At 31.5% G+C, this 11,168-nt stretch carries 8 protein-coding genes; all 8 read right to left on the reverse strand.

Annotation, left to right across the window (positions count from 1 at the left end; all coding sequences use genetic code 11):
• Nucleotides 1-2: 2 nt before the first annotated feature.
• The 8 genes from ACREV6_RS20770 to ACREV6_RS20805 all read right to left on the reverse strand — a co-directional run bounded on the left by ACREV6_RS20770 (nucleotide 3) and on the right by ACREV6_RS20805 (nucleotide 10,972).
• Nucleotides 3-995, reverse strand: coding sequence for a GNAT family N-acetyltransferase (locus ACREV6_RS20770; RefSeq protein WP_431579951.1), 993 nt, complete (start codon nucleotides 993-995; stop codon nucleotides 3-5).
• Between the two features lie 12 nt (nucleotides 996-1,007).
• Nucleotides 1,008-1,748 (reverse strand): acyltransferase, encoded by a 741-nt coding sequence (locus tag ACREV6_RS20775; protein ID WP_431579952.1) that lies wholly within the window; start codon nucleotides 1,746-1,748, stop codon nucleotides 1,008-1,010.
• Nucleotides 1,749-1,781: 33 nt separating this feature from the next.
• Nucleotides 1,782-2,870, reverse strand: coding sequence for a Gfo/Idh/MocA family protein (locus tag ACREV6_RS20780; RefSeq protein ID WP_431579953.1), 1,089 nt, complete (start codon nucleotides 2,868-2,870; stop codon nucleotides 1,782-1,784).
• Nucleotides 2,871-2,965: 95 nt separating this feature from the next.
• Nucleotides 2,966-4,282: a nucleotide sugar dehydrogenase gene (locus tag ACREV6_RS20785; RefSeq protein WP_431579954.1), complete on the reverse strand. Its 1,317-nt coding sequence runs from the start codon at nucleotides 4,280-4,282 to the stop codon at nucleotides 2,966-2,968.
• 45 nt (nucleotides 4,283-4,327) lie between these two features.
• Nucleotides 4,328-6,169: a polysaccharide biosynthesis protein gene (locus tag ACREV6_RS20790; protein ID WP_431579955.1), complete on the reverse strand. Its 1,842-nt coding sequence runs from the start codon at nucleotides 6,167-6,169 to the stop codon at nucleotides 4,328-4,330.
• Nucleotides 6,170-6,447: 278 nt separating this feature from the next.
• Nucleotides 6,448-7,911, reverse strand: coding sequence for an N-acetylglucosaminidase (locus tag ACREV6_RS20795; RefSeq protein WP_431579956.1), 1,464 nt, complete (start codon nucleotides 7,909-7,911; stop codon nucleotides 6,448-6,450).
• Between the two features lie 226 nt (nucleotides 7,912-8,137).
• Nucleotides 8,138-9,208, reverse strand: coding sequence for a tetratricopeptide repeat protein (locus tag ACREV6_RS20800; protein WP_431579957.1), 1,071 nt, complete (start codon nucleotides 9,206-9,208; stop codon nucleotides 8,138-8,140).
• A 30-nt stretch (nucleotides 9,209-9,238) separates the two neighbouring features.
• Nucleotides 9,239-10,972, reverse strand: a complete 1,734-nt coding sequence (locus ACREV6_RS20805; RefSeq protein WP_431579958.1) for a phospho-sugar mutase — start codon at nucleotides 10,970-10,972, stop codon at nucleotides 9,239-9,241.
• Between the last annotated feature and the right edge of the window lie 196 nt (nucleotides 10,973-11,168).

Consider the following 11,168-nt stretch of genomic DNA (forward strand, 5'->3'; position numbering starts at 1 on the left):
AATTATCCCCTTTTAAGTATGATTTTTCCGTATTTTCTTATATCTTGTTTGATATTTAGAATAATTGAATTGTTTTTAATTATTCTAAAGTATTGTTTTTGCGTAGCTCCAAAGGAGCGAAACATGCTTTCTATTTGTGGAACTACTGAACCTTCAAAATCAAATTTATCCGTAAATCCCGCAGAATATTTTATAGCTTCAAACACATTTAAATACATGGCTCCACTACTTCTAAATTCTGGATCTGCACCCCCTAATAGGTAATATGCGCAGTTTTTATCATACACAAGATAAAGCGCAGCATGAAGATTGTTTTGTTCGTCCACTGTGAAAAACATCTTTCTTGCATTGTTTTTATTTATTATAGCATCAAATCTCCCAAACCACTCAAAATCAAAAGGCACCTTCATATTTTGCCGATCAAAAGTTTTTTTTAGCATACTATACATATCAGATAGAGTCAAGTTATCCATAACCTTTAAATTATGATTTACTGCTTTAGTAATAACTGACTTAGTTTTATCTGCAAACTCACCCCGTACTACTTCTATATTTTGAATACCTTCTATTACATAAGTGTACCTGGTTTGCTCATTAAAGCCCTTCCACATAAAGGGCATCCAGTTAGTAAAATTATAGTGAAATGAAATATCAAAATTTTTGAATTTAGGAATATTGTCTACAAAATCCATAATTATGTCTTTTTCTTTAGAAATTCTCTTTACATACTTCATTTCTGAAAAATCAGTAAAAACTATGCCCAAGGTTTGGGTAAGCTTTGGCATAGTTATATATCCACTTTCATTTTGAGTTATGGGCATACCTGCAACCATTCTATCGCCTTTATCAAAGCAGCCTAGTATATCATACTTTGAACCTACTGCATCTAGCCAAAAACTTTTAGCAAAAATACACCCTTGTGGAGATTTGTCTACAAATGCATCCCACATTTTATATTCATTTTTTTCTAAATTTCTAAAATTAAAATTTCCCATATTTACTTCCTTTTATTGATTTTTAAGTAATTGATCCTCTGGTACAGATCGAAGCACTTTAGCAGGATTTCCAACTACAATCATACCTGCTTCCACGTCTTTTGCAACTACGCTACCTGCTGCTACTAAAGCATCTTCGTGTATAATTTTACCAGGCAGTATAACTGCTCCGGCTCCAATTCTACCACCTTTTTTTATAGTTACCCCTTTGAATTTCCCAAACCGTTCTTTAGAACGGGCTGCATAATTATCATTAGATGTTGTAACACAAGGCGCAATAAATACATAATCCTCAACTTCTGAATAAGCTGTTAAGTATACATTAGTTTGTATTTTGCAGTTAGAACCAACCTTGCAGAAATTTTCAATAGTCGTCCCGCGACCAATAATTGTTCTTGAGCCTACAGTTACATTTTCTCTTATTACTGCAGTATCCGCAATAAGTGTTTTTTCTCCAATTGTGCAACCACAATAAATAATTACCCCTGCCCCTATAAGACAACCTTCGCTTATTTTAGCTGGAAGCAATTTTTCTTCATCTTTGAAAATACTGTTTACAGATCTCATTGGCTCCTTACCTATTACCGTATTATCATCTATTCTAACATTGCCTGAAATATTAGTTCCAGCGTGTATAACAACATTACTGCCTATAATACAATTGTCACCTATTACTACATCATCATCTATTACTACAAAATGTCCCATTGTTACATTATTGCCAATTTTACTTTTTTCTGAAACATAATTCATGAAAATAACCTCTTTTCTATGATATTTCTAAAATTATTTTTTCATTTGCATTGTTGAGAACTCTCCCATTGGGAATTTAACTGGAAGCCCTGTAAGTCTTGATTTATAAGCCGCAAGTATAATAGACATACCTTTTTTACCTTCTTCTCCATTTATGAGAGGTTGTCTATCCATATTTATAGCATCTACCATGTCTTTATATAGTGGCGTATGTCCAAAGCCGTATACAGAATCTGGGTCACCTTTCTGCTGACTTAATATTTCTTCCTCTGTATCCACATTATCTGCAAATTTCCAAGTTTCTATAGAATTAACTGCAAGCCCTCCTATACAAACTGTACCAGTTTCACCAAATATGCTTAGTGTCTCTTCTAAATTTTTAGGATATACACAAGCAGAACCTTCAATTATACCTATAGCTCCATTTTTAAATCTTATCATTATTGCTCCAAAATCTTCTGCTTCTATATCTCGAAGGAAAGTATCACACTGAGCATAAACAGTGTCTATTTCTCCACCCATCATCCATTGTAATAAATCAATATTGTGAATACATTGATTCATTAATGTACCACCGTCCAGTTCCCATGTTCCTCTCCAAGGTGCTTGAGTGTAGTATCCCATATTTCTATTCCAAAGAATTCTTGCTGTTCCATTAACTAATTTTCCGAATCTATTTTCTTCCACCGCTGCTCTGAGTTTTTGTATTGGTTCATTAAATCTGTTTTGATGACTAACACAAAGTTTTACATTGTTTTTACTTGCACACTGAATCATTCTATCTGCATCTTGAGTAGATAGCGCCATGGGTTTTTCTACAAGTACATGTTTCCCTCTATTCATGCAATATATAGCTATTTCTGGATGATACCCACTTTCAGTAGCTATAGAAACCATGTCTATATCAGCTTTTTCAAGCATTTCTTTATAATCCGTATAAATTTTTACATCAGCATTTTCTCCTAGTGCTTTTATGTACTCATCTCTTTTGGAAATAGCACTCGCTTCTACCACATCACAAACTGCTGTAAGCTGGATTTCTGACTTATTTTGAGTTATAGCCTCTATATGTTTGTAAGATATTCTCCCACACCCTATTATTGCTACCTTTAATTTTTTCATTTAAATTCCTCCTTGATGGTTTGTTAGAATTTTGGCATGCAACATTATAAAATAGTTTACAATGTTTGCATGCCATAATTTTTTCCCTACATTATTTAAAGTTTATTAATTTTTTCTCTATTATTTACAACATGCTTTGTAGCGTTTCTAGTATCATATAATAAACTAGCTTTAGCTACAATTTGTTCATAATCATAAGAACTATGATCAGTAGTTATTATCACTATATCTGCATTTGCTATTTCTTTTTCCCAATTTACAGTTATATATTCTTTGCCCTTATGGCTGAATTTTGGGATAAAGGGATCATTTATCATAATGTCTGCACCATTCTTTTCTAATTGATCAATAACCTTTAATGTTGGTGATTCTCTCATATCATCTATATCTTTCTTATAAGCTGCACCCATAAGAAGAACTTTCGCTCCATTTAATGCCTTTTTTTGACCATTTAAAAGCTTCATAACATTTTCCAGCACAAATTCAGGCATATAATCGTTGATTATACCTGAAGCTTCAATTAATTTTGTATGATAATCAAACTCTTTTGCCTTCCACTCAAGGTAGAATGGATCAAGTGGTATACAATGTCCACCAAGTCCTGGACCTGGGTAAAATGGCATAAATCCATAAGGTTTAGTTGACGCAGCATCTATTACTTCCCAAATATCAATATTCATTCTTTTACACAAAATTGCCATTTCATTTGCTAGCGCTATATTTACATTTCTGAAAGTGTTTTCAAGAATTTTTTCCATTTCAGCTACTGCTGGTGAAGACACTTCCATTATATCTCCCTCTAGCACACTTCTGTATAACATTCCTGCTACTTCGGTACATTCTTTAGTACATCCTCCAACTATCTTTGGAGTGTTTTTTGTATTAAACTCTTTATTACCTGGATCAATTCTCTCTGGAGAGAATGCGAGGAAAAAGTCAACTCCACATTTCAAACCTGATTCTTCTAGAATTGGTTTTAAAACTTCCTCAGTTGTTCCTGGGTATGTAGTACTTTCAAGTACTACAAGCATTCCCCTATGCAAATATTTAGCTACACTTCTAGTTGATGCAACAACATATGATAAATCTGGTTGTTTATATAAATCTAGTGGCGTAGGTACCGCAATACATACTGTATCAACGTCAGCAACAAAGCTAAAATCTGTAGTAGCTTTAAGTTTTCCTTCCTCCACTAATGACTTTAAATCTGAATCTACAATATCTCCAATGTAATTACGTCCTTCATTTACCATTTGAACCTTTTTATCTTGAACATCAAAGCCTATTACTTCATATCCTACCTTAGCCTTTTCTACAGCTAGTGGCAATCCCACATAGCCCAGGCCTACTACACCAAGTTTAGCTGTTTTGTTTTTTAATTTTAACAATAATTCGTCTTTATATTGAGACATTTTATTACCTCCTATAACCTTAAAGGTCTAATTAAATCAGTTTTTTTAGTTCATCTTCCTTTTATAAGTAGGAACTTTTTCTTCCATTAAAGCAAATACAGCTTCTTTATCTCTTCCTACCACATTTTTAAAATCCTCAATAGATTTTTCAATAAAATCTATATCATTTCCAATAGGTTTTTCAACGTAAATTTTATTATGTGAAGTGGATGTTAAAGCTATCTCATCCATCAGAAGCTCTTCATAAAGTTTTTCTCCTGGTCTTAATCCAATAAATTCGATTTTTATATCTACATCTGGTTCAAGCCCTGAAAGAGTTATTAAATCTCTGGCTAAATCAACTATTTTTACAGGCTCACCCATATCCAGAACAAATATTTCTCCGCCTTTTGCCATACCTCCAGCTTGAATAACTAATTGTGCGGCTTCCGGTATTGTCATAAAGAACCTATTTATATCAGGGTGCATAACTGTTACCGGTCCTCCATGAGCTATTTGTTTTTTAAATAATGGTATTACTGAACCATTACTTCCTAAAACATTACCAAATCTTACAGCCACATACTCAGTGTCGCTAATTGTATCAAAGGCCTGAATTATGAGTTCACAAAATCTCTTGGTAGCTCCCATAATGTTTGTAGGATTTACTGCTTTATCTGTACTAATTTGAACAAATCTCTTAACACCAGCTTCATGACTACATTTTACCACATTATAAGTTCCTATCACATTATTCTTAATGGCTTCTGCTGGGTTATTTTCCATAAGTGGCACATGTTTATGAGCCGCTGCATGAAATACTACATCCGGTTTATGGGTTTCAAAAATTTCTTTTAGTCTATCAATATCTCTAACAGATGCAATAATGAATTGTTTATTTAACTGTGGAAACTCATAGTTAAGCTCCATCTGTAAATCATAGGCGTTGTTTTCGTAAATATCTAAAACTATTAGTTTTTCAGGGTTAAACTTAGCAATTTGCCTACATAGTTCAGAACCTATAGAACCACCCCCACCTGTTACTAATATTGTCTTACCTTTAATATATTTATCAATATCTTCGGTGCTTAATTTAACTGGATCTCTTCCTAAAAGATCCTCAATATTTACATCGCGAAGCTCACTAATGTTCACTTTTTCGTCTACAATTTCATAAATACCAGGAATTGTTTTAAGCTTACATTTAGTCTTTTTGCAGATGTTTAGTATTTCTGTTTTAGTTTTAAACTCTGCCGAAGGCATGGTAATAATTATTTCCTCAACGGCCTCTTGCTGGCAAATTGAAATTATCCTATCTCTGCCACCTAATACTTTAATTCCATTAATTATTTTATCATTTTTAGATGGATCATCATCAATTAATCCAACAACATAATATTTAAGTTCACTATGTTTACTAATCTCTTTTACTAAAAGTGCACCTGCATCGCCTGCACCCACAATAAGAATGTTTACATTCTTATCACACTGCTTATTTTCTCCTTTTTTTTGCTCTGATATTCTATATATAATTCTAATTCCACCTAAGGTAATTATGCATAGAAGCCAAAATATAATATGTACAGTGAAAGGGAATCTATAGTAGGCACTGTTAAATAAGATATAACTAACTAAATAGCTGTAAATTACAAACACTATGTTTGCCAGGGATATGGAATATACTATAGAAAATACCTCTTTAATAGAAGCATATTTCCAAATACTTCTATACAATTTAAATATTTTATTAAAGCCTATTATTAAAATCAGCACTGGAATAATTGAAAGTTTAAAAAATTGCAGGTCTTTACTTGGGATATTAAAATCAAATTTCAACAGTAGAGCTATATATAATGATGCCAAAACACAAACAATATCCACCGCAAAAACCCTTTTATCAGTTTTCATGAAGTTCACATCCTCTATTTAGTTATAAATCCTTCGCCACTCCCCTTAATCATTTTACCTCATTTCTAAAATTATTCAACATTTTTTTTATACATCTATTATGAGATATCTTTGCACATATTATTATATCCTAAAACCTTGTTTTTGTATAATTTAATGGAGTTTATTAACTATTTATTTATAATTTCTCAAAATATAGTTGTTTAAATTTAAAAATTCAAGAAGACCTAACACATAATAATTGCTAGGTCTTCTTGAATTTTGTTGAATTATCAAATTTAGTATAAATATTTAGGAACATCAAAATACATGTTACTATTTGTAAATTTATCCATAATCGCTTTTATATTTTTTGTTTGTTTATTAGCCCAACCTATGTCCGTTGCATATTGATGGTTTCCTGCACCATTTGGATTCCATCTCATTTTATATAAGGTGTTTTGGTTATTACTAGAATTATTGATATAGTTTTTAGAAATCCAATTAGCGCCACCAGCAACTGCCTGTTCAACACTAAACCAACCATTTGTATAAGCATATTCACTACCCAGTCTTGTAGGATCAGCGTCATATGCCCCAATACCAAACATATTATAAGATACCTTAGGTGGTACAGGTTTCCCTTTTACTTGTGTTACTATAACTCCACTTGCTAAAACGGATTTACCATATCCAGTTTCCAAAAAAGCATGTGATATCAAATATGCCGGACTTACATTATATGTTATACAGGAATCCAAGAATGCTTGTCCCTTTCCATTTAATACTCCCTTCCCTTGCAGAACAGCATTAATTTCATTAACGGAAATTCCTTTAGTATAATTTAATTTTAGAAATTGATACTTCCCATCTCCATTTAAAAAATTCGTAGGGTCCATATAATACTTTATTTCATTTCTATCTGCCAGTATCCATTTACCTGCTGTATATGTTACCGAGGCCTTTAGTCCATACTGAATATCCGTTATATTATCTAATGAGCAATTATAACTAGTTAAACTAGTATTAGACTTAGTAACATTTATTACTTTTAGCTTCCAGCCTTCATAGGCTGCAGCACTCTCATTTGCAGTAACTTTACTCCAAAGCGTAGAATTTGCAGACATTGCCCAAACATCAATGACATATGCCCCCGCTTCTGTAGGTTGCCATGTTATTTTATCCTGAGAATAATTTGTAACATGGGTACTCCATTTGTCCTTTGTAGCATTATAAACATGCAACTTATATTTATAAGGTGCTTTCATACCTCTTATATTTTCAATGCCATTTATTTCAACCTTGTCACCCACCATATATTCTGTTTTGCCCACGTCCATATTTCCATCTAAATATACCCTATTATTATCATCTCTACTAACACAATTCAGATTTGATACGTAAAAGCTATCATAATTTGCATTTGAACCCTTTGCTCTGGCCCAAATAGATACTTTATACTTACCTAACTTAAATACTTTCTCGGGACTTATCTCATAGGGAATTTGTGCATTCATAAATTCTGTGTAACCCGATGTAAATTCTGTCCATAGTTTTGTATTTTCTTCATATAGAAATATTCTATACTGAACTTCCTTTACATTTTTTGAAGTTATGTAAAATTTTTCTTTATCGCCTTGTATTAATGGAGAATGTGAAACTCCCACAAAAGATACAGATGGCTTGTCCAAAGCTAAAACAGATCTTGGCGACAAAATAATAAGACTTATTACTAAAACAATTACTGATAAAATTTTTTTCAATTTAAAACACTCCTCACATAAATACCTTGCTCTTATTTTCTTCGGCTATTTTTTCTTTTTCTTTACCGGTTTTCTTCATTTTTATTTAATAACATTTAAATAAGTATTAAAATCAGTTATCGAGCAAAAAAAAGCCTTTTTCATTTGGCTTTTTTTATTTAACTTTCTATTATTTATTATTACGTTCATTATAAATTTCTTTAATAGCCTTATCTAAATACTCCAATTATTTATTCTCCACCAATAGGTTTTCTAACTGAATCACAATTTCATCTAATGGATCTATTTTTTTAGCCATATCTAAATGTATCCTAGCCTGATCAAAGTCTTTAACATTTATATAACACATAATAAGATTTGTACATACCTCTATGGATTTTGTAACCTCAAATGCTTCCCTAAAATACCTTATGGCAAGTTCATAATTTTCAAGACATGCGTAATTAATTCCATACTCGATTACCACCTCAATTAAATCATTTTCAATTGCTACTGCTTCATTCAAGTAGTATATAGCCTTTTCGTAATTTTGTAGAATTCTATAAGCTACAGCACTATGATAATATATATCTGGTCTATCTCCTAATTGTTCCATTAAAGGTATTAAAATTTGGAGCGCAGCTTTAGGACTTGTGGGGATTAGTTCCTTTGCCTTTTGAAAACTCGTTATAGTTTTCAAACTATTTTTAAGTTCAATTACCTCTGTTGTTAGTTCTCCACCACTTTCAACATATTTATTTATAGCAATGTATGCTGCATCATGTTCCTTTTCATTATTAAAAACTAATGACTCATATAGATATGGATTACTATAATTAGTAATTTTTTTAGCTCTTTCTATAAGTTTTAATTGTTCATCCTTGAACATACTATCAGTGGTTCTTAATTTATCCACGAGCAAAAAAATCTTATCGTAATTTTCAGTATTTTCTTCTATAGTTAATAGGCCTTTTAAAATAATATATGCTTCTTCATAATTTTCATTTTGGATTTCTTTAAAGATCACACCCTTAATAAATCCTATTGAATTTGGAATAGTATTTATAATTTTTTTATACTCATCAGTATATTTAAAATGTTCATCTGCTCCTAAAACATAAAACATCCCTTCTATAAATAAGTTAACTGGTATATTATCAAAATCCTCTTTTTTCTTTACTTTTTCTATTATCTCATTAGTTCTCACCGGGAAGTATATGTCATCCAAAATGACAAAATCATTGATTTTACTATTCTTCTTAATTTCTAAAAAAAGAAGAGCTGATAATTTCTCTGAAAAATATGTTTTTATGTCCATGTTTACACCTTCCTATCATTCTTGATTTTTCTAATTTATATATGCCCCGTCAACTATTGACATAACATTTTCTTTAAGCTTAATTAATTTTTTAGATGTATTTTCTGAAGAATTTCCTTTAACAGATAAATAAATTTTCATTTTTGGTTCAGTACCGGAAGGTCTAACTACAAACCAAGAACCATCCTCCAAAATAAACTTTAATACATTCGATTTTGGTAGTTCTATTATTTTCTGGCTATTCTTTACTAAATCCACTTCTAAACCAGCTCTATAGTCCATTTTTTTTACAATTTTATTGTTTTCTAGTCCTTCCTTCATCGAGGACCTTAAATATTCTAATATACTACTTATCTTTTCTGCCCCATCTTTTCCTTTAAGTTCTATTGAAACTAAACTTTCTTCGTAGTATCCATGTTCACTATAAATATCCATCAATGCATCGTACAAACTGATGCCTTTATTTTTATAATAAAGTGTCATTTCACAAATCAGCATTGCTGCTATAACTGCATCTTTATCACGCACAAAATTTCCAGCTAGATATCCAAAACTTTCTTCAAAACCAAATATAAATTCTTTTTCACCTTTCAGCTCAAACTCCTTAATTTTTTCTCCAATATATTTAAATCCTGTTAACACATCTAATACTTCAACATTATATTTTTTTCCAATAGCCTCTACCATATCTGTAGTAACAATGGTTTTTATTACCACACCATTTTTAGGCAATTCCTTAGTTTCACACAATGAGTTTAAAATATAATTACTTAATAATACACCTGTCTGATTTCCTGTAAGAACCTTATATTGGCCCTTTTTATCTTTGACTACTACTCCAATTCGATCACAATCAGGGTCTGTGCCAAAAATTATGTCAGGATTAATGTCTTTTGCCATTTCAAGAGCTAATGAAAATACCTTTGGGTCCTCTGGATTAGGATATGGCGCTGTTGGGAAATCTCCATTTGGCATTTCTTGCTTCTTTACAACAAATACATTATCATAACCCAGTTCACTTAAAATTCTTCTCACAGGTACATTTCCCGAGCCATGAATAGGAGTATAAATTATTTTTAAATCCTTGGCACATCGCTGAACTAGGTCTTTTCTAATAGTTAAATTCTTAACCTTATTAATGTATGATAAATAAATACTTTCTCCAATGATTTTAAGCATTCCATTTGTTTTTGCTTTGGAAATCTCCATAGTTTTCACTTTAGAAAAATCTTTTACTCTCCCTGCACAGGCTATAATTTCATTTGCAGCTTCATCAGTAACTTGCCCACCATCATCTCCATAAACCTTATATCCATTATACTCTTTAGGATTATGTGAAGCAGTAATAACAATGCCTGCTTTGCACTTTAGTGCGCGAACGGCGTAAGATAATATTGGAGTTGGTGTTAACTGCTCAAATAAATTAACAAAAATCCCATTACCACAAAGTGTTTTTGCAGCAGCCCTTGCAAATTCTTTTGACATATTTCTTGAATCATAAGCTATGCTAACCCATATATCCTCCTTATATTTTGAGTTTAAATAGTCTGCCAGACCTTGTGTCGCTTTGCCTATGGTATGTATATTCATCCTGTTTGTTCCTGCACCCATTACTCCTCTTAGTCCTCCTGTACCAAACTCTAAATCTCTGTAAAATCTATCTTCAATTTCTTTTTCATCTACTAATTGTTCTAACTCGCTCTTTAATTCCAAATCTATAGAATTAGAGTTAATCCAACTTTTATATTTTTCTTTGTAAGTCATAATTTCCCTCCTTAATTCCTGGAAAAACAAATAATAGCTGATATCCTATTCGCAATTACTTATTGCATTCATTCTAATTTATAATTATTCTCTCACATTATACTATCATACCAATACAAATAGAAGTGACTTTTTACGATAACCTATTTTACATTATTTACAATACTATTTTAATAAATCTACATAATATACTGTA

This window comes from Clostridium sp. (genome assembly GCF_050717515.1).
Taxonomy (GTDB): Bacteria; Bacillota; Clostridia; order Clostridiales; family Clostridiaceae; genus Clostridium_AD.

What these genes read in the sequence shown, in the direction of transcription:
- ACREV6_RS20770 (WP_431579951.1), bottom strand. Translation starts at nt 995, where the DNA reads ATGGGAAATTTTAATTTTAGAAATTTAGAAAAAAATGAATATAAAATG.
- ACREV6_RS20775 (WP_431579952.1), bottom strand. Translation starts at nt 1,748, where the DNA reads ATGAATTATGTTTCAGAAAAAAGTAAAATTGGCAATAATGTAACAATG.
- ACREV6_RS20780 (WP_431579953.1), bottom strand. Translation starts at nt 2,870, where the DNA reads ATGAAAAAATTAAAGGTAGCAATAATAGGGTGTGGGAGAATATCTTAC.
- ACREV6_RS20785 (WP_431579954.1), bottom strand. Translation starts at nt 4,282, where the DNA reads ATGTCTCAATATAAAGACGAATTATTGTTAAAATTAAAAAACAAAACA.
- ACREV6_RS20790 (WP_431579955.1), bottom strand. Translation starts at nt 6,169, where the DNA reads ATGAAAACTGATAAAAGGGTTTTTGCGGTGGATATTGTTTGTGTTTTG.
- ACREV6_RS20800 (WP_431579957.1), bottom strand. Translation starts at nt 9,208, where the DNA reads ATGGACATAAAAACATATTTTTCAGAGAAATTATCAGCTCTTCTTTTT.
- ACREV6_RS20805 (WP_431579958.1), bottom strand. Translation starts at nt 10,972, where the DNA reads ATGACTTACAAAGAAAAATATAAAAGTTGGATTAACTCTAATTCTATA.